This is a genomic window from Kitasatospora sp. MAA19 (assembly GCF_029894125.1).
GTDB lineage: Bacteria > Actinomycetota > Actinomycetes > Streptomycetales > Streptomycetaceae > Kitasatospora.
The window spans coordinates 1-20,457 of the sequence record NZ_JARXYZ010000009.1 but is presented as its reverse complement, the minus strand read 5'-3'; the positions used below and the strand labels follow the sequence as shown (position 1 = coordinate 20,457).

The 20,457-nt window shown below is 69.7% G+C and carries 16 protein-coding genes and 2 pseudogenes; 9 read left to right on the top strand and 9 right to left on the bottom strand.

Annotated features, from left to right (window positions below):
• Positions 1 to 113: 113 nt before the first annotated feature.
• Positions 114 to 608, bottom strand: a complete 495-nt coding sequence (locus P3T27_RS16115; RefSeq protein ID WP_280678894.1) for an anthrone oxygenase family protein — start codon at positions 606 to 608, stop codon at positions 114 to 116.
• Between the two features lie 149 nt (positions 609 to 757).
• On the opposite strand from P3T27_RS16115, the gene P3T27_RS16110 reads away from it, so the two are divergent.
• The 4 genes from P3T27_RS16110 to P3T27_RS16095 all read left to right on the top strand — a co-directional run bounded on the left by P3T27_RS16110 (position 758) and on the right by P3T27_RS16095 (position 5,319).
• Positions 758 to 1,765 (top strand): AraC family transcriptional regulator, encoded by a 1,008-nt coding sequence (locus P3T27_RS16110; protein WP_280678892.1) that lies wholly within the window; start codon positions 758 to 760, stop codon positions 1,763 to 1,765.
• A gap of 110 nt (positions 1,766 to 1,875) precedes the next feature.
• On the top strand, positions 1,876 to 2,454 hold the full coding sequence (locus P3T27_RS16105; RefSeq protein ID WP_280678890.1) for a TetR/AcrR family transcriptional regulator: 579 nt from the start codon (positions 1,876 to 1,878) through the stop codon (positions 2,452 to 2,454).
• Positions 2,455 to 2,498: 44 nt separating this feature from the next.
• Entirely contained in the window at positions 2,499 to 3,689 is a 1,191-nt protein-coding gene (locus P3T27_RS16100; protein ID WP_280678888.1) for an SGNH/GDSL hydrolase family protein, read from the top strand.
• 367 nt (positions 3,690 to 4,056) lie between these two features.
• A complete protein-coding gene (locus P3T27_RS16095) occupies positions 4,057 to 5,319 on the top strand; it encodes an alpha/beta fold hydrolase (protein ID WP_280678886.1) in 1,263 nt (420 codons plus the stop codon).
• A gap of 21 nt (positions 5,320 to 5,340) precedes the next feature.
• On the opposite strand, the gene P3T27_RS16090 is transcribed toward P3T27_RS16095, so the two are convergent.
• From P3T27_RS16090 to P3T27_RS16070, 4 genes are all read right to left on the bottom strand, one after another.
• On the bottom strand, positions 5,341 to 6,201 hold the full coding sequence (locus P3T27_RS16090) for a DUF3592 domain-containing protein (RefSeq protein WP_280678884.1): 861 nt from the start codon (positions 6,199 to 6,201) through the stop codon (positions 5,341 to 5,343).
• A gap of 197 nt (positions 6,202 to 6,398) precedes the next feature.
• Positions 6,399 to 7,490, bottom strand: a complete 1,092-nt coding sequence (locus P3T27_RS16085) for a hypothetical protein (protein WP_280678883.1) — start codon at positions 7,488 to 7,490, stop codon at positions 6,399 to 6,401.
• A gap of 609 nt (positions 7,491 to 8,099) precedes the next feature.
• Positions 8,100 to 8,849 carry a glucose 1-dehydrogenase gene (locus P3T27_RS16075; RefSeq protein WP_280678881.1) on the bottom strand — a complete coding sequence of 250 codons (750 nt, stop codon included), beginning with the start codon at positions 8,847 to 8,849 and terminating at the stop codon, positions 8,100 to 8,102.
• 166 nt (positions 8,850 to 9,015) lie between these two features.
• Positions 9,016 to 10,299, bottom strand: coding sequence for a vanadium-dependent haloperoxidase (locus P3T27_RS16070; RefSeq protein WP_280678879.1), 1,284 nt, complete (start codon positions 10,297 to 10,299; stop codon positions 9,016 to 9,018).
• A gap of 453 nt (positions 10,300 to 10,752) precedes the next feature.
• Here P3T27_RS16070 and P3T27_RS16065 point away from each other — a divergent pair, with 453 nt between their 5' ends.
• The 4 genes and pseudogenes from P3T27_RS16065 to P3T27_RS16050 all read left to right on the top strand — a co-directional run.
• Positions 10,753 to 11,511: a hypothetical protein gene (locus P3T27_RS16065; protein ID WP_280678877.1), complete on the top strand. Its 759-nt coding sequence runs from the start codon at positions 10,753 to 10,755 to the stop codon at positions 11,509 to 11,511.
• The gene (locus P3T27_RS16060) at positions 11,508 to 12,023 is read left to right on the top strand and encodes a DUF302 domain-containing protein (protein ID WP_280678875.1); all 516 of its coding nucleotides are present in this window, start codon (positions 11,508 to 11,510) and stop codon (positions 12,021 to 12,023) included. Before P3T27_RS16065 ends, P3T27_RS16060 begins: the two co-directional genes overlap by 4 nt.
• 322 nt (positions 12,024 to 12,345) lie before the next feature.
• Positions 12,346 to 13,260: an NAD(P)H-binding protein gene (locus tag P3T27_RS16055; RefSeq protein ID WP_280678873.1), complete on the top strand. Its 915-nt coding sequence runs from the start codon at positions 12,346 to 12,348 to the stop codon at positions 13,258 to 13,260.
• A 103-nt stretch (positions 13,261 to 13,363) separates the two neighbouring features.
• Positions 13,364 to 13,861, top strand: a pseudogene (locus P3T27_RS16050) (IS5/IS1182 family transposase); the annotation flags it as partial.
• Between the two features lie 10 nt (positions 13,862 to 13,871).
• Here the strand turns inward: P3T27_RS16050 and P3T27_RS16045 are convergent.
• A pseudogene (locus P3T27_RS16045) lies at positions 13,872 to 14,802 on the bottom strand (transposase); the annotation flags it as partial.
• Between the two features lie 123 nt (positions 14,803 to 14,925).
• Here P3T27_RS16045 and P3T27_RS16040 point away from each other — a divergent pair.
• Complete coding sequence (locus P3T27_RS16040; RefSeq protein WP_280678871.1) at positions 14,926 to 15,807, top strand: phenylalanine 4-monooxygenase; 882 nt, start codon at positions 14,926 to 14,928, stop codon at positions 15,805 to 15,807.
• 535 nt (positions 15,808 to 16,342) lie between these two features.
• On the opposite strand, the gene P3T27_RS16035 is transcribed toward P3T27_RS16040, so the two are convergent.
• The 3 genes from P3T27_RS16035 to P3T27_RS16025 all read right to left on the bottom strand — a co-directional run bounded on the left by P3T27_RS16035 (position 16,343) and on the right by P3T27_RS16025 (position 20,342).
• Entirely contained in the window at positions 16,343 to 17,320 is a 978-nt protein-coding gene (locus P3T27_RS16035) for an alpha/beta hydrolase (RefSeq protein ID WP_280678869.1), read from the bottom strand.
• Positions 17,317 to 17,802 carry an SRPBCC family protein gene (locus tag P3T27_RS16030; RefSeq protein WP_280678867.1) on the bottom strand — a complete coding sequence of 162 codons (486 nt, stop codon included), beginning with the start codon at positions 17,800 to 17,802 and terminating at the stop codon, positions 17,317 to 17,319. Before P3T27_RS16030 ends, P3T27_RS16035 begins: the two co-directional genes overlap by 4 nt.
• 1,064 nt (positions 17,803 to 18,866) lie before the next feature.
• Positions 18,867 to 20,342, bottom strand: coding sequence for an FAD-binding protein (locus tag P3T27_RS16025; protein WP_280678865.1), 1,476 nt, complete (start codon positions 20,340 to 20,342; stop codon positions 18,867 to 18,869).
• Positions 20,343 to 20,457 lie beyond the last annotated feature (115 nt).

Genomic DNA, 20,457 nt, shown 5'->3' with positions numbered 1-20,457 from the left:
GGATCACGCCTTCGAACTCCCGCTACGCGAGCGGGAGTTCGAAGGCGTGATCGCGCCCCGACCGGTCGGCCGCGGCAGGCCGCTCCGGCAGGGCGCTCCGGCAGGCCGCTTCGTCAGGCCTGGCCGTGCAGGATCAGCGCCCAGGCGAGGCAGCCGAGGGCGGCGGTGCAGAGCAGGGCGCGTAGCACGTTGAAGCGGACCCAGCGGGCTTCGAAGCGGCTTCGGACGCCGGCGGGGTCGGTGATGCGCTTGGGTTCGCCGGCGGCGGCGAGTTCGTCGTTGAGCGGGATGTTGACGGAGCGGGTGACGCCGATCGCGGCGACGTAGAGCACGAGGGCGGCGATGGTGGCGGGTAGTGCGTGGTGGCCGTCGGAGGGGAGGTGGAGGGCGACGGCGGCGCCGGTGCTGAGGAGGGCGCCGACGAAGCCGAGGACGAACCAGCCGTTCAGGATCGCCACGTTGACGCGCTGCATGACCTCGATGAACGCGCGGTCCTCGACCCGCGCGAGCGCGGGCATGACCGAGCACGCGTAGGCGTAGAACAGCCCGGCGGTCAGTCCGCAGGTGACGGTGGCCGCCACCAGTACGAGTGTGCGTGCCAGTTCCATCTTCGTAGCCCCTCACTGTCTCTGCGTATCGGTCCGTCCCCCGTGCGCCGATCATCCGGCATCCGGGCCGCTCGGGCCACCTCGATCGCTCAAGACCCTCTCAAATGACGAGACGTCAAATGATGTCCTGCCGTCTACACTTGGGTCCCATGGACACTCTGACGGGACTCCTCGACGGCCCCAAGGCCCGCGGCGCGTTCCTGCTGCGCTCGATCCTCACCCCGCCGTGGTCGCTGCGGATCGAGGACCGGGCCCCGCTGTCGGTGGTGACGATGGTCCGCGGAGAGGCGTGGATCCTGCCCGAGCGGGGTACCCCGCTGCTGCTGCACCCCGGCGACGTGGCGATCGTGCGCGGCCCGGAACCGTACACGGTGGCGGACGACCCCGACACCCCCGTGGACGTGATCGTCGGCCCCGGACAGGTCTGCACCCGCGGCGGGGTCGACGTCTCCGAGGTGATGTCGCTCGGCGTCCGGACCTGGGGGCAGGGCCGGGAGGGCGATCAGGCCTCCTCGGTGGTCCTGTCCGGCACCTACCAGGCCGAGCACGAGATCGGCCAGCGCCTGCTCGGCTGCCTGCCCGCCCTGCTGGTGCGCCCGGCCGGCACCGGCGCGGACGACACCCTGGTGCACCTGCTGGCCGCCGAGATAGGGCGCAACGAGCCCGGCCAGGAGCTCGTCCTGGACCGCATCCTGGACCTGCTGGTCGTCTCCGTCCTGCGCTCCTGGCTCGCCGCCCCCGACTCCGGCGCCCCCGCCTGGTACCGGGCTCAGCACGACGCCGTCGTCGGGCCGGTGCTGCGGCTGATGCACGACGACCCGGCCACCGCCTGGACGGTCGCCGACCTCGCCCAGAAGGTCGGGGTGTCGCGGGCGGGACTGGCCCGCCGCTTCACCGCGCTGGTCGGCGAACCGCCGATGGCCTACCTGGCGGGCTGGCGCCTGGCCGTCGCCGCCGACCTGCTGCGCGAACCCGAGTGCACCGTCGCCTTCGCGGCACGCAAGGTCGGCTACAGCAACGCCTTCGCCCTCTCGGCGGCCTTCAAGCGCGTCCGCGGCGTCAGCCCGCAGGAGCACCGCCGCCTCGCGGCCGCCGGGGTCCCGGCGCAGCAGGCCGGCTTCTCCGGGCCGGCGGACACGGTGATCCTGGCGGGCTGAGCCCGGTGGCTCCGGGGCCACCTGAAGTGCACTCGTTTGCCACTCGTTTGCCATTTGCCTAAACCATGTAGGTAATCCCATACTGGCTATAGCCGGATGGGAGGAAGCTCATGGCACGGGTAGGACTCAGTACGCAACGCCTCGTCGTCGCGGGTGCGGAACTCGCGGACGAGGTCGGATTCGACCAGGTCACGGTCGCCGCGCTGGCACGACGCTTCGGCGTCCAGACCGCCAGCCTGTACTCGCACGTCAAGAGCTCCCAGGACCTCAAGACCCGCATCGCCCTGCACGCCCTCGAAGAGCTCGCCGACCTCGTCGCCGACGCCCTCGCGGGCCGGTCCGGCCGGGACGCCCTCGCCGCCTTCGCCGACGCCTACCGCGACTACGCCGCCCGCCACCCGGGCCGCTACGACGCCACCCGGCTGCGCCTGGACCACGCGACGGCCGCCGCCAGCGCGGGCGTGCGGCACGCGCAGATGAGCCGGGCCCTGCTGCGCGGCTACGACCTGGCCGAACCGGACCAGACCCACGCGGTCCGCATGCTCGGCAGCGTCTTCCACGGCTACATCAGCCTGGAGGCGGCGGGCAGCTTCAGCCACACCGCCGTCGACCCGCAGGCGTCCTGGACCTGGATCATCGACTCCCTCGACGCCCTGCTGCGCCAGGGCGCCGTGCCTCGGCACGCCTGACGAACCCCGCCGAAGACCCCCCCGACGAACTCGACGAGACAGCCATGAACACTTCGCACACCACCCCCTCCAGCACAGCCCTCCCGATCACCACCCCCGTCACCGAGGCCCTGCTCCACGGCCACCTCGACGTCGAGCACACCGAGCGCGGCCTGCTGCCGCACCGCCTGCCCGCCCGGGCCCGTCGGCAGATCCCCGACGAGCAGCTCGCGATCGCCGAGTCCCAGCCCTCCGGCGTCCGGCTGGCCTTCCGCACCCGCGCCACCGCGATCGACCTGCACACCGTCCCCACCAAACGGGTCTACCCGGGCGTGCCCACCCCGCCCGACGGGGTGTACGACCTCCTCGTGGACGGCCGGTTGGCCGCACAGACCACGGTGTCCGGCGGCAACCTGCGCACCATTGACCTGAGCACCGGACGCGTCGAGCTGACCCAGGGCCCGCCCGGCACCGCCCGGTTCACCGGCCTGCCCGCCCGGGACAAGACCGTCGAGATCTGGCTCCCGCACACGGAGACCACCGAACTCATCGCCCTCGACACCGACGCCCCCGTCACCCCGGCCCCGGACACCGGCCGCAGGCGCTGGCTGCACCACGGCAGCTCGATCAGCCACGGCTCCAACGCCACTCACCCGACCGGTACTTGGCCCGCCATGGCCGCTGCCGGCGCCGGCGTCGACCTGGTCAACCTCGGCTTCGGCGGCAGCGCCCTGCTCGACCCCTTCACCGCCCGCGCCATCCGTGACACCCCCGCCGACCTGATCAGCCTCAAGATCGGCATCAACCTCGTCAACACCGACGTGATGCGCCTGCGCGCCTTCGCCCCGGCGGTCCACGGCTTCCTGGACACCGTCCGCGAAGGCCACCCGGCCACGCCCCTGCTCGTGGTCTCGTCCGTCCTCTGCCCGATCCAGGAGGACACCCCCGGCCCCCTCGCCGCCGACTTCAGCACCGGGACCCTTCGCTTCCGGGCCACCGGCGACCCGGCCGACACCGCCGCCGGCCGCCTGACCCTCGCCGTGATCCGGGCCGAACTCGCCCGCATCGTCGCCGCCCGGGTGGCCGACGGCGACCCCAACCTGCACTACCTGGACGGCCGTTCGCTCTACGGGGAGACCGACCACGACGAACACCCGCTCCCCGACGACCTGCACCCCGACCAGGCCGGCCACCGCCGTATCGCCGACCACTTCACCCGGCTGGCCTTCGGCAGCACCGGCCCCTTCGCGAGCTGACCCACAGCGCCGCGCCCGCGCGCGACGATGGGACAACGATCAAGGGGGGAAAGGTCGATGAGGAACGCGAGCACAGTGGTGGCCGCCGGCGTGGCGGCACGTCGGCCACCCTCAGCGAAGCCGATCTCCGCGCCGTCCTCGAAGGCCTCGGCTACCCCGCCAGGAACACCGACGTGCACCCCTCCGACGCCGCACCCGGATTCGCTCTGGAGATCCCCGAAGTCGGCCCCTGTATCAGCGGATCGCTGACCTCACCGCATGCCGTCCACCCGCACGGCAGGTACCTGGACGGCGGCTGCGTCGAACCCAGGGGCGGCCACTGACCCGGGGAGTCCATGCCCGATCGTTCTCGCTAGTGTTCTCACCCATGCGAATGGATGAGGTGGGGACACTGGAGGTGGCGCGGGGCTTTGCCGCGCTGCTGCGGGCGGAGGCGTTCGCGGAGACCGTGGAGCTGTTCGCGCCGCCCCTGCGGGCCGCGGTGTCCGCCGATGCGCTGCGGCTCGCGTGGGCGGCCCAGATCGCGGAACAGGGTGGCGTGGGGCTGATCGGGGAGCCGGCGAGCGAGCCCGGAGAAGGTGACCTGGTGCGCGTTCGGATCCCGGTGGCCTGCGCGAACGGCGGCTTCACCGTGGTGACGTCGGTCGGCGGTGACGGCCTGCTGCACGGCCTGCGGTTCGACCGGGACGGCGGCGCCGAGTGGCAGCCGCCGCACTACGCGGATCCGGCCCGGTTCACCGAGCGGGAGGTCGTGCTCGGTACCGGTCCGCTCGCGGTGCCCGGCACGCTGACGCTTCCCGTCGGCCCCGGACCGTGGCCCGCCGCCGTGCTGCTCAGCGGCGGCGGCGCGTTCGACCGGGACGAGAGCAGCGGCCCCAACAAGCCGCTCAAGGACCTCGCCTGGGGGCTCGCCACCCGGCAGGTGGCCGTGCTGCGCTTCGACAAGGTGACCTTCGCGCACCCGGAGCGCCTGCCGGCGGACTTCACCATGGCCGACGAGTACCTGCCGGATGCACTCGCCGCCGTCCGCCTCCTCCAGGGGCAGCTCGAGGTGGCCCCGGACCGGATCCACCTGCTCGGCCACAGCATGGGCGGCAAGGTGGCACCCCGCATCGCCGCCGCCGACCCGTCGATCGCGGGCCTGGTGCTGCTCGCCGCGGACGCCCAGCCGATGCACGAGGCGGTGGTCCGGGTGGCCCGTCACCTCGCGGCGCTCGCCCCCGGCTCGATCACGGACGAGGCGCTGGCGACACTGGCCCGGCAGGCCGCGTTGGTGGCCGGCCCCGAGCTCACGGCCGACACGCCGTCGGAGCTGCTGCCGCTCGGGTTCTCCGCCGCCTACTGGCTCGACCTGCGGGCGTACGACCCGGTGGCCACCGCGGCCGGACTCGGCCGACCGATGCTGATCCTCCAGGGCGGGCGGGACTACCAGGTCACCGTCGCCGACGACCTGACACGTTGGCAGGCCGCTTTCGCTGATCGGACCGAGGTGACGATCCGGGTGCACGAGGACGCCGATCACCAGTTCTGCGCCGGCACCGGCCCCGCCACTCCGGCCGACTACGCGCGACCGGGGCACGTCGTGCCGGCGGCGATCGACGAGATCGCGACCTGGCTGGCGCGGCTGTAGGCCTGGCCGGTGCATCGAGCGTCACACCATGACCGCTCCCACGACGACCGCCGCCACTGCGACCAGGAGGACCACGACGGAGCAGGTGAGGTCCGTCCTCCGGGTCCGGCGTTCGGCGGCGAGGTCCGGGGTGAAGACGCCCGGGTCGTCGGGCGCGTAGTGGATCGTGACGTCCCGGCCGCGCGAGTTGGCCGGGTCCAGCAGCCCCGAGTCGCAGTAGGCGAGGACGGCGGTGCCCTCGTGGGTGGTGAAGGCGACGACCGGTGACCGGCTGACGAACGTGTCGCCGTCCTCGTTGGTTTGGACGTTCTTGACGACGGCGATGACACGGCCCTGGACGGGTGCCACGGAGGCCAGCCGGTCGAGATGGCGCCTTCGGTGGCGTGCGTCCCGGGGCAGAGCGCACGCGATGGCGACGGCGAGCGGCCCGCCGACGCCGAGCAGCGCCCACGGCCAGCCCCAGTCGATCGCGGCGAGGACCACCAGCCCGACGTAGACCAGGAAGACCGCGAAGCTCGGCCAGCCGAGCCCGCGCCGGCCGTCCTGGAGGTCGTCGGCGAACTTGAAGGCATGAGGCCTCCCGGGCGGGTAGCGGACCCCGATCTCCCGACCCGTCCAGGCCGTGGTGACCAGGTCGCCGCAGTCACCGTCGTTCGTCACGGTGAACTCCTGCCCGGTGGACGGGTCACGGAAGGAGACGACCACCGGTATCCCGTCGCTCAGGGAACCGTCGTGCCGGGGTTCCCGCACCCGCTCGATCCGCCCCATGACCCGGACCATCCGCTGGCCCCGGGTCACCCCGGCCAGCGACCGCCCGAACCCGAGCAGCGCCATCGCGCCGAACACCCCGCACCACAGCGTCAGAAACTCGTTCCAGCCCATGCGCCTTCCTCCTGCCACCTTCGGGGACGGTCTGCCGGGCACCCCGTCACCGGTGCGGAGCGGCAGATGTCCTCCGCTGTCACAGGCAACCCGGTGGGTGCAAGGTCTACCACGTCCGGATCAGTGTGAGGCCGCGGCGGTGGTTCCAAATCCGCTCGCGGCCAACGGCCTTGGCACCCTGCGATCGGGCCCGGGGGTCAGCGTGCCGGGGTGCGCCGTACCACTTGGCCCTGCCCGTCCGCCTCCAGCGAGGCCGTTCCCTCGGCCCCGGTCACACCGACCTTGATGGTGAGGGAGCCGGTGAGACCGTCGGCGGTGATCTGCCAGGTCTGCGGGGCGTGGACACCGAGGGTGGTCCTGGCCTCCTTGACCAGGGCCGGGAGGCGCTCGTACGGCAGCGACAGCGGATCGAACTGCGGGGCCGGCACGCCGGCCGGGGAGAACACGACCGACAGCAGGCGCTCCTGCACCACCACGGTGATCGCCTGGAGCGGATCCTTGCCCGCGGTAAGTGAGTTGACGGCACGGCGCAACTCGCCGTCGTCGAGGAAGGACTGGCCGGGGCCGAGGGAGACCGTGCCGGACAGCGCGGACTCGACCGTGGAGGACGACGTCGAGGAGACCGACGTCGTCGAGGACGAGGACGGCGCGGCGGTGGTCTCCTGCTCGAACAACTCCACGCGGAACAGCAGGACCACGGCAGCCGCACCGAGCAGCAGGCCGAGAAGCGCGACGAGGTCGAAGGCACCTCCTTCGGGCGGCTCGCTCACCGTGGCCTGCCCGGGCGCGGAGTCGAGGTGAGCCGCTGCCGCCCGGTCCTCCCACTCCGGTGTCGGCCGCTTCACGATCTTCACCCGCCACGGCTGGTCCGGCGGGTAACGGACCACCAGGATGCCGCCCGGTCGGTAGTCGGGGAGATCGACGAGGTTGATGTTCTGCCTGAACTCGACGCGGTACGCCGACGCGTCGTCCGGCGCGACGGTGAGATCGAACTTCACCGGTATGTCGCCGGTGTCACCTCCGACGGCTTTGAGGCTCTCGATCATCGCGAGCGCCGTCCGGGGCGCGACGGCCGCCTCCCGGGCCCGCCGCGGCCTACCGGCCAGGAAGCGGAGCAGGCCGTACACCACGGGCAGGACCAGCCCCGTGACGAACAGCGGCACGCTCTCGACGACGACGCCAACGACGAGCGCCGCCAACGTCGTTCCGCTCACGCCACCCGCCAGGAAGGTGCGGGCGAGGGCGACGGGCGTGCTGTGCGTCGGCGGCGCGCTCGTGACGATCGTCATGCGGGTGATTCTGCCGGGCGGGGGTGACAGCCGGTAGGCCTGTGCGTGTCCTTGTGCTCAGGGCTGTCCCGTGATCGATCTCCTGGGTGTCTCGGGTGATGGCCTGCTCGGCGGCTGTCGGTGCTACGCGGCCTGGACGAGGGAGGGCCTTGGAGAGCCGGAGGGCCCAGACGGGGACGCGGCGCTCGGTGTCGCCGACCGGAAGGGCGAGACGTGTGATCGGCCCGACCCCACCATCGCTGAACCTCGACGACCAGCGCGTCGGCCATACAAACGATCACGATCCCCCGCTAGAGCCACCTACCGGTGGGTCGTGCGCAGTCACCCGAACAAGTCGAAGCACTGGGTCATCAACCGATACTTCGGCACGTTCAACCCGACCAGAGGGGACCGCTGGGTGTTCGGCGACCGGGAATGGGCAGGCACGGTTCGCCCAATCATGGAGGTCTCTACGCTTCATGATCACCGGGGGATCCGTGTCGGGTAGCCCGGCCGCATTACTGCGGCCGGGCCCCGCAGGGCGGGGGTGTTCCTGATGAAGCTGTCGAACCCCAGCGGGGGGCGCCCGAGCAGCTCGGCGACTGTGGCCGGGGATGCCGTGTGGCGGCCTCAGACCTGAGCCATGCCGCCGTCGACGCTCAGGTCCATGCCCGCACAGAAGCTGCTCTCATCGGATGCGAGGAAGAGGGCGGCCGCGGCGACCTCCTCGGGTCGTCCCATGCGTCCGAGGGGGATGAGTGATGTGAAGGCTGCTCTGATCGCGTCCGCGCCTTCCTTCGAGTCTGCTTGGCTGTCCATGATCGGAGTGTCGATCGGGCCGGGGCTGAGGGTGTTGACCCGGATGCCGCGGTTCCCCAGCTCCTTGGTCCAGGTGCGGGCGTAGGAGCGCACGGCGGCCTTGGTGGCGCTGTAGGTGGTGTACCCCTTGAAGCCGGTGTAGGCGGCGATCGATCCGACGAGGATGATCGAGCCGCCGTCCTTCATCAGCGGCAGCGCTTCCTGGGCGGTGAAGAGCGTGCCACGGGCGTTGAGGTCGAAGGTGCGGTCGAAGCCCTCTTCGGTGATCTGGCCGAACTCCTGCGGGGCGACCAGGCCCGAGTTGGCGACGACGACGTCGATCTTCCCCTTCTCCTTCTCGATGGTCCGGAAGAGTCGGCCGAGGTCGGCGGGGACGGTGACGTCGCCCCGAACCGCCGTGACGTTCCTGCCGATCCCGTCCTTTGCCCGGTCCAGTTCGGGCTGGCGCCGCCCGGTGATGAACACGTAGGCCCCTTCCTCCACGAACCTCCGTGCGATCGCGAGTCCGATACCGCTGCTGCCGCCGGTGACGAGGGCGACCTTGCCGTCCAGCCTGTTCATGGTCGTGACCTTTCATGTGTGAGTCGCGGGAGATCCGGTTCCGGTCCCTGTGGGCCTTTCGCCAACCCCCGATCCCACCGGCGCCTGCGTGACGAGGAGTCGGCTGTACCCGACACGTCGGGTGCAGCCGACTGCTCACCACGGGGCGTTCACGCCGTGCGGGCGATCAGAGATGCTGTGCCACGAAATTGGCCACCTGCTTGCCGAGTTGCTGACCGGCACTGTTGTCGATGGAGGTGTGCTGGCCGGACCAGATCCGGCTGAGCCACGCTTCGGTGGCGGCGTCCTGGAAGCCGGCGAAGGTTCGGGTGACGCCCTTCGAGGTCACCGTGAGCTGGTGCTGTGCGCCGTAGAATCCGGCGAGCGTCGTCGCCGCGGCCTGGCTGAGAGCGCCGTGGGCGCCGGGGTAGGACGGGTCCGGGGCGGTCGGCAGGAGGGGGGTCCAGTTGGGATCGCCGACGATGCCCGGGTTGTAGTGCGTGTCGCCGAGCTGGATGGCGGTGACCGGCCGCCACACGTGGTAGGCGTACTTGGCGTCGTACATCGCGATCGCGGTGTCGGCGAGGGACAGGTCGAGCCGGGCGAAGACCTTCACCGCCTGCTCCAGGCTCGCGTTCTGGGAGGTGACGAGGTCCTGCGCGACCTGGTTCCAGACGTTCCAGACGGGTGCTGCCGCCCAGAACGTCGCGGCCGCGGTCTGATCGGCGGTACGGGTGGTACTGGTCTTGCTCCCCAGGCTCTTGACCTCGTTCAGGGCGGCGGCGTACTCGGGGGTGCCCACGGCCGGCGGCGCGGCCGGGCGGAACTGGCTTCCGCTCGTCAGCACGAACGGTTTGACCGAGCCCCAGTTGGTGAACACCGGTGCGGGGAAGTCGGGCGGTGTGAGCCGGTAGTCGCCGGGGGCGGTTCCCGGGGTGAACGGCGGTGGCGTGGCCGAGGACCCGTCATCGGACCGCAGGCTGATCAGCTTGCCGGCGACGGCTGCTCCCACGGTGACGCCCGCCTGTTTGTCGGCGCCGTCGGTGATCGCGGACAGCTGGCTGCTCAGCTGCTGGTCCACGCTCGCGCGCTCGGCCGGGTACAGCGCGACCAGTACGTCGTGGGCTGCCTGGTCGGCTGCGACGTCCGCACGGGCGCCTTGCGGCGCCGGCACCGAGAACAGGTAGGCAGGATCGGTCCGGGTGATCGATGTCACCGCGTCGTACTCGGCGGCCTGGAGGAGCGCGAAGCTGCGCGTGGGGTGGACGGTGGGCGGCTGGGCCTTGGGATCGCTCAGGATGGTGATGAGCGCGCGGTTCCAGTCCACGACCGACGTCCCGGTCCCCGCAGCGGTGGCGCTCGCGGCCGGTGACTGAGCAGCGGGGGAGGCGGCCCCGAAGGCCGGGCTGGTGAGTCCGGCCGCCAGCACGGTTCCCGTCAGGATGGCGAGTGTCTTCTGCTTTCCGTTCATGTTCGGTGGCTCCTTCTCGCTGGTGGCAGGCTGTGGCAACCGGTGGTCATGTCGGATGCTCGGACCATTCGGGTGCATCACTTGGGCCACTGCGGACCAGGTGGTCAGCGGAGAGCGGATCGAGAGGGGAGTCCGTGGCACGTGCCGCCGAGAGGACATCTGCCGCGGAGTCCGAGGGGGACTGCGAAGCGACGACGGGGACTGCGAAGCCGGTCTCTCTTCGCGTCATCATGGCCGCATACCAGATAAACAGCCTGCGGGTACTCGATCCACGTCGCAACTCCAACCCGACTTGCGGGGCGAACCGATCCATGCCAGTGCGGGGACAGCAAGGGCGCCACCTCACCGCTCGGGAACCCGGCCCCGGGACGGCTGACGTTCGGCGCCGCGTGCGACAGTCGAGAGCTTCGGTCAACCTTGGTGGAGGTGCACACCACTGGAGGAGCGTGGTCCATGACCGACGAACTGCTCGACCTGGCCATCGCCACGGCCGGCGGCCACGAACTGTGGAACACCGTGCGCGGACTGAAGGTCGACATCTCGATCGGGGGCCCGATCTGGGCATCGAAGGGCTGGCCGACGGGTCGGACGTTCGACCAGGTCATCACGCTGGATGTGCGCCGGGAGCACATCGTGTTCAGCCCCTTCACACGCCCGGACCGGCGGATGGTCTTCGACGCCGCAGCCGACCGGGTCACGGTGCAGACCCTCGACGGCGAGCCGGTCGAGACCCTCGATCCGGCCCGCGCCGCCTTCAAGGGCATGCTGCGGGGCAGCGCCTGGGACGCCCCGCACCTGGGCTACTTCCTGGGCTACGCGTGCTGGAACTACTTCACCACACCGTTCCTGTTCGCCCATCCGGGTGTCCGAACCCGCGAGATCGAGCCCTGGCACGAGGCCGGACAGACCTGGCGACGCCTGGAGGTGCGCTTCCCGGCCGAGATCGCCACCCACAATCCCGACCAGGTGTTCTACTTCGACACCCTCGGCATGCAACGACGCATGGACTACGTCGTCGAAATCAACGGCAGCACACTGGTCGGCCACTACACCAGCCGCCACAGGTCCTTCGACGGCCTGCTGGTGGCGACCCGTCGGCGAGTCTTCCGCCGCAACCCCGACGACAGCGTGAACCTCAACCTGCCGTCCATCACCCTCGACATCCACAACGTGGAACTGGTCCGCTCCGGCACGGAGGAAACACAGCCATGACCACGCACACCACGAGCGTCGACCACCCCGCACGGCGCCTCGTCGTGGCGCTTCCACAGCCGTACGACGCGGCCCGCGAGCAGTACGAGACCCTGGTCCCGGAGGTCGATCAGGCCCGCTTCTTCCAGATGGCCTCCTGGCAAGCCACGCTCGAACTCGCCGAGATCAACGCCCCGTACGGGTTCATGCGCTACCACCGCGGCGACCTCACCGCCCTGATGGCCGGATCGCCCTCCCTCTGGAAGGCCACGCAGTACCTGATGGGCAACCACACCATCGCCGAACGCATGTTCCGCCACGACCCGTCGGTCATGCTGCACGCGCCGCTGCGCACTCTCCTCTACGCCGACCCCGACGGCGACACGAAACTGGCGGTCGACCAGCCGAGCCTGTTGTTCGACAGCTACCACGACGGGCGGATCTCCGACGTCGGTCGCGAACTCGACGCTCTGCTCGCCCAGTTGATCGGCCTACTCGGAGGCGAAATGCCCCCGCAGCTGGCAGTCGCGTAAGACCGAGGCCGATGCGGAGTCCGTTGCGAGTGACCGGGTGGAACCCGGCGACGGCACCACGCTGCCGGCCGCGTCGCCCGGTCGTCGGACGCGCGCCGTGGACAGCCTTCACGACCCCACCCGCGCCCCGCCCGGGGCCCGTGAACCGACCGCCACGATCACCGACGCGCCTGCGGCGTACTGCTGCCGCAGGTACGGTGAAGGAGGCTGCGGCCCGGCCCGGCCCGGCCCGGCCCGGCCCGGCCTGTGCCGTCGCCGGGGTCGACGATGGTGCCAGCGGCGGGGCCGGACGCCCGGTCCGGAAGACAGGAGGCGATCGACGATGCATGTCCAGCCCATCCTTGTCACAGGCGTTGGTGGCGGCGTCGGCGGAGTCGGACGAACGGTCCTCGACCGGTTGCATGCCGAGGGCGTGCCGGTCCGGGCTCTCGTACACCACGACGACGAACGGGCCTCGGCTCTGCGGGCCATGGCCGGCGTGGACGTGGTGGTCGGAGATCTCACCCGTGGCGCCGACGTGGTGGAGGCGCTGGCGGGTTGCCGCCGGGCCTACTTCGGGATGAGCGTGTCGCCCGCGTACCTGGAGGCTGCGACGACGGTCGCTGCGGCCGCCCGGGAAGGTGACGGTCTCGAACTGCTGGTGAGCATCTCGCAGATGACGGTCTCGCAGATGAGCCTCACCAGCGATGCCGAATCCCGGCAGCAGCGGCTGCACTGGCTGGCCGAGCACGTCCTCGACTGGTCGGGGGTGCCGGTCGTCCATGTCCGGCCCACGGTGTTCATGGAGAACCCGCTCTTCGCCCGGGTCGCTGTCGCCTCGATCCTGCGGGACCGCACGATCCGCCTCCCGTTCGGCTCCGCCCGGACTTCGCCGGTCGCCGCGGCCGATGTGGCGGAGGTCATCGCACGCCTCCTGCTCGACCCGGCTCCGCCGTCCGGCCGCGTCTACGAACTGACCGGAGCGCGCTCCCGGGACATGGCAACCATCGCGGCCGAGTTCTCCGCTGCCCTGGGCCGTACCGTGACCTACGTCGACGTGCCGTACGAGGAGTGGCTGGAACACGACCTCAAGGAGCAGGACCTGCCGCCGCACGTCTTCGAGCACATCGCCACGATGGCGCGGCTGCACGGCGAGAACCGGTACGACCGGGCCACGAACGACGTCGCCGAGCTGCTCGGGCGCCCCCCGCTGGGGTTCGACAGCTTCATCAGGAACACCCCCGTCCTGCAGTCGTAGTCAGAGGCTCCGCCAGTAGGCGCTGAAGTGAGTGGCGGTAGTAGGGCAGGCACGGTTCGCCCGATCATGGAGGTCTCTACGCTTCATGATCACCGGGGGATCCGTGACTGCCGTCCCATCATGCATGCTGGACCCGATTCGTGGCCGGTTCCTCGCGTTGTTGCCGGTGCGGGAGGACCGCCATCCGTGGGGCTGCCACAACCCGCGCATCAGTGACGCGGTGGTCTTCGACCGTCTGGTGCAGGTCCTGGTCTTCGACTGCGGATACGAGCGGGTGGCCGACGGTTCCTGCTCCGCCACCGCCCTGCGCCGTCGACGCGACGAATGGATCGCCGTCGGCGCGATGGAGACCCTGCGCCTGCTCGTCCTCGCCTGCTATGACCGGATGATCGGCCTCGAACTCGACCAGCTGTCCGCCGACGGCTGCATCACCAAAGCGCCCTCCGGCGGAGAATGCGCGGGCAAGAGCCCCGTCGACCGAGCCAAACAGGGCATCGAACGCTCGCAGTTGACGGACGGGTACGGCATACCGCTGGTCACCGATCCCGCACCGGCCGACACTCGCGACCACACGTCGCTGCCCGCCACCCTCGACCGCTTCGCCGACCTGGGGTGCCCTCGGGGCAGCCGGCCAGGTCGACCATGCCGGTCAGCTCGGCGACGTCCGCGCTGGCGCGCTGGGTCCCGTCCTGCTCCAGCGCAGGGTGCCAGACTTGCGGAGGCAGGGCGCGGATCGCCTGGCGGACCGGTGCGGTGACGGCGTGTCCGACGGAGAAGGAGGTCTGGACGCCGTGGTGACGCAGGGCGCGTATGTGGGCCAGGAAGGCTTTCGCGCTGCCGGCGCTGTCGGCGCGGATGAGGATCTCGGCGCCGTGGCGGTGGGCGTCGGGGATCTGGGCCAGGGCGTTGTCGAGGACGGTGATGTGGTCGGCGGCGGTGTTGGCGCCGGCGTTGCCGGGTCGCAGGAGGCCGACCAGGGCTTCGCCGGTGTTGTCCAGGAAGCACAGCAGTGGGTGGTAGCCGAAGCCGTGCTTGTAGGTCGCGGCGGCCTGTTCCTTCTCGGAGTGGCAGGTGACCAGGGTTGCGTCGAGGTCCAGGACCAGGCCCGGGAGATCACGGCCTGCGGCGCGGGCCGCCGGTATCCCGGCTCTGCTCTCGGCGGCCTGCATCCAGGCGGTCTCGCGGGCGGTGGCCCGTGCTGCCCGCAGCGCGGAACGGGCCGGCGCATCGGTGGCGGCCGGCACCCACCAGGCGGTGGGCGTGGAGGCCACCGTGCCGGATATCGCGGGCTGGTCGCGGAGCAGGGCCAGGTCGCCGATGGCTTCGTCGCCATCGGCGAGCATCACCGCCCGGTCCACGGCGACGCGGCGGGGGTCGTGTCCAGTGCCGCGCGGGCGCAGTCGGCGCAGGGCGTTGCTGAACGCGCCGGTGAGGCCGGTGGCGTCGGCCAGGTCGGCGAGCAGGCGCGAGCCGGCGTTGACTGACCACCCCGCGGCCGTCGGAGGTGACGACGAGCTTGGGACGTGCCCCGTGGGCGTGCACGCAGAAGGCTCCTTCCCGCGGGTACGACGCAGACCTTGGTCAAGCCTCATCGTTCCAGACCAGCCGGGGTGTTGTGGAGTCGTTGATGGTGATTCACGGTCCCACCGGGGAACGGTAGAAGCCATGAGCGATGCATCGGAGCTGGTCCCGGTCACGCCAGACGGCAGGCTCGCTCCTGTCGCTCTGCACCCCGGTCTGCGTGACCCCCGCTATCTGGCGCGGCGAGGCGCGCTCGTCGCGTTGGCGCGCAGCCACTGGGTCGGCGACCCTTCGCCGTCGGTCGCGTACCGCACTGCGGAGCACGCGACGTGGCGCACGGTCCACGCGGCGCTGGAGCCCGCCTTGCGGGCCCACGCGTGCCGGGCGGTGCTGGCCGCCCGCGAGGACGCGTGCATCCCCGCGGACCGCATCCCGCAGCACGGCGAGGTCGGGGCGCACCTGCGGGCCCGGACCGGATTCGACTTCACCCTGGCCGGTGGTTTCGTGTCGAACCGGCGGTTCCTGGGGGCGCTGCGGCACGGCTACTTCCACGCGGTGCAGTTCGTCCGGCACCCCGCAGCTCCGCTGTACACGCCCGAACCTGACGTGATTCACGACGTGTTCGGCCACGGCGTCCACCTGGCCTCGACCCGGTTCGCCGAGCTGTACCGCCTGGTCGGCCGGGCAGCCGCACAAGTGCGGACCGAGGAAGCCCTCAGCCTGCTCAGCCGGGTGTACTGGTACACCCTCGAATGCGGCGTGGTCACCGAGGCCGGGGCGGTCAAGGCGTACGGCGCGGCGCTGCTCTCCTCGCCCGGCGAGTTGCGCCGGTTGCCCTGGTGCGAGATCCGCGACTGGGACCTGCGCGCGATGGCAGGCACCGCGTACCGGGTCGAGGGGTACCAGCCCGTTCTGTTCGCCGCACGCTCGATGGATCACCTCACCGATGCCCTCGCCGCGTTCTGCGAGGACTTCGACGACGACACCGGGGCCCGACTGAGGACCGCTAGGAGTGTCCGCCGGTAGGGGGCTTCCACTGGGCGCAGCGCGCCCGACTCCGCCTTCCGCCGGCGGGCTCCGGAGCTGGCCGACCAGTTGCTCAGCACTGCCTGCGTGTGACCGAGGGGACCGGAAGCCGCACGAGGGCGTCGGACCCGGTCATCGGGGGGCGTGCGCCGACACCCCGGCTTGGCAGCGACCCATGACCGGGCTCCACGGCGTCTTGTCGTGACGCCTGCTGATCACGGCCGCCGGAACCGACCGGGGCCTCGAATCGCACGTCCCATGCACCCATGCCGATTGGGCGTGGCAGAACCCTCCCCGCCAGCACGCAGAACGTGCACCCGCCTGGGTCGAGCGAGCCCTCCACAAGGCACATCGCCCCAGGCCAGGAGCCCCCTACACACTTCTGCCTCCAAGTAACCGCGCCCCAAAGGAAAACGCCAGGTCAGTCCGCAGCCGTGCTGTCCACCGAGCGCCCGACGCGGGCGGACTGGCGGACGCGGTGGGGTGGTTCCGGATTTCGTTTCCGGCGTTCAAAAGCCATTTGAGAGAAGGCTTTTCAGTTGGTTGTGTCGCGGTTTTCGCCGAGGCTCTGTGTGAATTGGTGGGTGTGGTGGGCGAGGTGGTGGGGGGTTTCGAGGGGGAGGGTGTGGCCGGTGTTGGGGATGGTGATGAGGTGGGTGTGGGGGATGGTGTGGTGGAGGGTGTGGCTGTGGGTGGGGTTGATGATTTTGTCGTGGGTGCCGGTGATGATGAGGGTGGGGGTGGTGATGTGGGGGAGGTGGGGGCGGTGGTCCATGGTTTGGGTGGTGTTGAAGTAGGTGGCGCGGGTGTGGGGGTGGGTGTTGGCGAAGAGGCGGCGGTTGGTTTCTTGGGTGTGTTTGGGGGTGTGGGGGTGGTGGGTTTTTTTGAGGAGGAGGCGGCCGAGCCAGGGGGTTTTGAGGGCTTTGGTGAAGGTTTTTGATTGCATGAGTTTGAGTTCTTGGGTGGGGGTTTGTTGGTTGTGGGCGGCGGTGGCGGCGAGGATGAGGGCGGTGAGGCGGGTGTGGGGGGTGGGGTGGGTGGTGTGGAGGTGGGTGGCCCAGGTGAGGGCGGTGTAGCCGCCGCCGGAGTGGGCGAGGAGGGTGATGGGGTGGTGGGGGGAGAGGGTGGTGGTGATGGTGTCGAGGTCGTGGGCGAGGCGTTGGAGGGTGGTGGGGTGGGTGCCGTTGGTGGAGGTGCCGTGGCCGCGGTGGTCGTAGGTGGCGACGGTGTGGCCGGCGGTGGCGAGGAGGTGGGCGGTGGTGTGCCAGATGGTGTGGTTGGAGGCCCAGCCGTGGGTGAGGATGATGAGGGGTTGGTTGGGGGGGAGGGGGTGGGTGGGGGTGGGGTTGGGGTGGTGGAGGGTGATGGTGAGGTGGGCGCCGTCGTCGGTGGTGGTGGTGTGGTCGGTGATGGTGACGGTGTGGGGGCCGGGGAGTTGGTGTCCGGGGAGGTCGGGGAGGTCGGGGAGGTCGGGGAGGTCGGGGAGTTGGTGTCCGGGGAGGTTGGGGTTCATCGGGTGCTCCTGGGGGTGGTGGTGAGGTGGGTGTTGAGGTGGGTGAAGGCGTTTTGGGTGGCGGTGGAGTGTTGGGTGCCGATGTTGGTGAGTTTGGCGAGGAGGGTGAGCCAGCCGTGGGGGGTGGCGGTGAAGTGCATGGTGAGGCGGGTTTGGGTGTTGTGGTGGAGGGGGGTGAGGGTGTAGGTGGCGTGGCCGCGGAAGGCGCCGTGGGTGTATTCGGTGGCGAGGTGGCGGTGTGGGGTGGTGTGGGTGGTGGTGGCGGTGAAGCGGATTTTGGGGCCGCCTTTGGTGTTGCCTTTGGGGTGGACGGTGATGTGGGTGGTGCCGCCGATGTGTTCGGGGCTGGTGGTGCCGGGTTGGAAGGTGTTGTGGGGGGTCCACCAGGTGGTGGCGCCGTTGAGTTCGGCGATGAGTTCGTGCCAGACGTGTTCGGTGGGGGCGTGGATGATGGTTTCGTTGATGATGTCGTAGGTGTGCATGGTGGGTTTCCCTTCCGGGGTCGGGGTCGGGGTCGGGGTCGGGGTCGGGGTGGGGAGAGGGGGGAGGGGTAGGGCGGTAGGGGGGTGTTCGGGGTTGGGGTGGTTGTGCGGTGGTGTGGTGTTTGTTGTTCGTGGTTTGTTCTGTGGGGTGGCTGTTTCTTTGCCGGGCCTGCTGTCGCGTTTTTCTGGGTCCGTGGAGTTTTCTCCGGACCGGGTGGTGTTTTCCCTGGGGTCGGTGACCCTTTTTCTGGGTCTGCCGTCCATTGTCTGGGTCTGTGAAGTGTTCTCCGGGCCTGGGGTCCCTTTTTCGGGCCGGTGACGGGTTTCCTCTGGATCGGTTGTTCGTTTTGGTGGGTGGCGCCTTTTTCGGGCCCGTGGTGCTTTTCTGGGGCCGGCGTCCGGTTTGTGGGGTCGTGGCGTTTTCCCTGTGATGTCTTTGTCGGGCTCGCCGGCCCGTTTCTTGGGGTTGTGGCGCCCTTTTCTGGGGTGCCGTCTGTTTTCTGGGTCTGTGGGGTCTTCTCTGTGGTGTCTTCTTCGGGTTCGTGACGTTCTTTGTGGGGTTGCCGTCCCGCCTGTTGGCCGGTGGCTCCTCCTCTGGGTCGGTGTTCCCTTTCCGGGCCTGTGGCGTTCTCTGGGGTCGGGGTTCCCTTTCCGGGCCTGTGGTTCCTCCTCTGGGGTCGGGGTTTCCTTTCTGGGCTTGTGGTGTTCTTTTGGGGTCTGCTGGTTCTTTTCCCGGGGTCGTGGTGCTGTCTCTGGCCTGTTGTCTTGCCTCTGGGCCTGCTGGCCGTTTCTGGGGGTGTGGCGTCTTTTTTGGGCCGGTGGTGTCTTCTTCGGGCCCGTGGTTTCCTTTTTTTGGGTTTGTGGCGTGTTTTCTGGGGCTGGGGTCCTTTTTGGGTCTGTGGTGTTCTGTCTGGGCTGGTGTTGTTTTCTCGGTGTCTGTTGTTGATTCTGGGTGTCTGTTGTGTGTTTCTGGGTGTTTGTTGTTTCTTTTCGGGGTTTGCTGTTCTGTTTTTTGGGGGGTGTTGTTTTGTTTTTGGGGGTGGTGTTGGGGGTGGGGTGGTGGTTTAGGTGAAGATGTTTTGGCCGGGGGTGAGGGTGTGGGTGGGGTCGTATCGGTTTTTGTGGGTGGTGAGGTTGTTCCATTGGGGGCCGTAGTGGTGTTGCCAGTCGGTTTGGGTCATGTGGGGGATGGCGCCGACGAGGTAGCGTTTGGCGCCGAGGGTGGTGGCGTGGTCGTAGAGGGTGCGGTTGCGTTGGAGGTGGGGGGTGGGGTTGGTGCCGGGGTGGGGGAAGGTGAGGAGGTCGAAGAGGTAGGTGGTGGGTTCGTTGGGGGTGATGGCGTAGGGGTGGGTGAGTTTGTTGGTGTGGAAGGGGTAGAAGAGGAGGAGGCCGGCGCCGAGGTCGTCGGGGGTGAGGGTTTGGGTGGCGGTGGTCATGAAGGTGTGGGCTTGGGTGGCGGGGAGGAAGAGGCTGAGCCAGGGTTTGGGTTCGTTCCAGTAGCCGAGGTTTTTGATGGTGTCGGCGAAGGTGTCGGCTCGGTAGGTGTATTGGCGGTAGGTCTGGTCGGTGATGGTGGTGTCGGTGGTGATGGGGGTGAGGTTGTGGAGGAGGGGGGTGGGGTTGGGGGGCGTGGTGCCGTTGTAGTAGGTGGCGGTTTCGATTTTGTAGCGGGGTGTGGTTCCGGGTTGGGGGATGACTTCGCCGACTTGGCTGTGGAAGCGGCCGTCGTTCAGGAGGGTTTCCTGGTCGGTGAGGTAGGTGGTGAGGTTGTCGTAGTAGAGGTTGAAGACGAGGGCGCGTTGGGGGGCGGGGATGAGTTTGACGGTGGCGCGGACGATGATGCCGAATTGTCCGGCGCCGGCGAGGGCGGCGTGGAAGAGGTCGCGGTTGCGGGTGGGGGTGGCGGTGAGGAGGTGGCCGGTGCCGGTGATGATGTCGATGGATTCGACGGTGTCGGCTTGGAGGCCGTATTTCTGGACGGTGGAGCCGATGCCGCCGATGCTGATGGTGCCGCCGATGGAGAGGTGGAGGTAGTCGGTGAGGCAGGGTGGGGTGAGGCCTTGGGTGAGGGCGGCGTCGGTGAGTTGGGCCCAGGTGACGCCGGTGTCGACGGTGGCGTTGGTGGGGGTGATGGTGTGGATGCGGTTGAGGCTGCGGGCGTCGATGCTGATGCCGCCGGCGGCGGAGGCCTGGCCGTAGTTGGAGTGTGATTCGAGGTCGTTGCCGGTGCCGCTGCGGCCGTTCATGGCGACTTTGAGGCCGTTGCAGCGGGCGTAGTTGACGATTTTGACGATGTCTTGGACGGAGCCGGGTTTGAGGACGGCGTGGGGGGTGGTGGTGGTGAGGCGTCCGAAGTCGTGGCTGAATTCGGTGAGGGTGGTGGTGTCGGTGGTGAGGGTGCCGTCGAGGGTGGGGACGGTGGCGAGGTGTCCGGTGGTGGGGGTGGTGGTGGCCCAGGTGCGGGTGGTGGTGTTGTAGCCGATGACGGTGGCGGCGAGGCCGGTGATGAGGGTTCGTCGTGACAGTGGTGTGGTGGTCATGCTGGTTCCTTTCGTGGATGGGGCTGGTGTGCGGGAGGCCCGCTGGGTGGCGGGCCTCTGGTGTTGTCCGCCCCGTCGCCCCGTCACGGGGGGGGGGTGGGGGGGGTGGGGGGGC

Excerpts from the sequence above, each read along its gene's own strand:
- P3T27_RS16090 (WP_280678884.1), bottom strand. The coding sequence starts at position 6,201 with ATGGGCTGGAACGAGTTTCTGACGCTGTGGTGCGGGGTGTTCGGCGCG.
- P3T27_RS16075 (WP_280678881.1), bottom strand. The coding sequence starts at position 8,849 with ATGAACAGGCTGGACGGCAAGGTCGCCCTCGTCACCGGCGGCAGCAGC.
- P3T27_RS16100 (WP_280678888.1), top strand. The coding sequence starts at position 2,499 with ATGAACACTTCGCACACCACCCCCTCCAGCACAGCCCTCCCGATCACC.
- P3T27_RS16070 (WP_280678879.1), bottom strand. The coding sequence starts at position 10,299 with ATGAACGGAAAGCAGAAGACACTCGCCATCCTGACGGGAACCGTGCTG.
- P3T27_RS16085 (WP_280678883.1), bottom strand. The coding sequence starts at position 7,490 with ATGACGATCGTCACGAGCGCGCCGCCGACGCACAGCACGCCCGTCGCC.
- P3T27_RS16025 (WP_280678865.1), bottom strand. The coding sequence starts at position 20,342 with ATGACCACCACACCACTGTCACGACGAACCCTCATCACCGGCCTCGCC.
- P3T27_RS16065 (WP_280678877.1), top strand. The coding sequence starts at position 10,753 with ATGACCGACGAACTGCTCGACCTGGCCATCGCCACGGCCGGCGGCCAC.
- P3T27_RS16115 (WP_280678894.1), bottom strand. The coding sequence starts at position 608 with ATGGAACTGGCACGCACACTCGTACTGGTGGCGGCCACCGTCACCTGC.
- P3T27_RS16035 (WP_280678869.1), bottom strand. The coding sequence starts at position 17,320 with ATGAACCCCAACCTCCCCGGACACCAACTCCCCGACCTCCCCGACCTC.
- P3T27_RS16095 (WP_280678886.1), top strand. The coding sequence starts at position 4,057 with ATGCGAATGGATGAGGTGGGGACACTGGAGGTGGCGCGGGGCTTTGCC.
- P3T27_RS16060 (WP_280678875.1), top strand. The coding sequence starts at position 11,508 with ATGACCACGCACACCACGAGCGTCGACCACCCCGCACGGCGCCTCGTC.
- P3T27_RS16040 (WP_280678871.1), top strand. The coding sequence starts at position 14,926 with ATGAGCGATGCATCGGAGCTGGTCCCGGTCACGCCAGACGGCAGGCTC.
- P3T27_RS16030 (WP_280678867.1), bottom strand. The coding sequence starts at position 17,802 with ATGCACACCTACGACATCATCAACGAAACCATCATCCACGCCCCCACC.
- P3T27_RS16055 (WP_280678873.1), top strand. The coding sequence starts at position 12,346 with ATGCATGTCCAGCCCATCCTTGTCACAGGCGTTGGTGGCGGCGTCGGC.
- P3T27_RS16110 (WP_280678892.1), top strand. The coding sequence starts at position 758 with ATGGACACTCTGACGGGACTCCTCGACGGCCCCAAGGCCCGCGGCGCG.
- P3T27_RS16105 (WP_280678890.1), top strand. The coding sequence starts at position 1,876 with ATGGCACGGGTAGGACTCAGTACGCAACGCCTCGTCGTCGCGGGTGCG.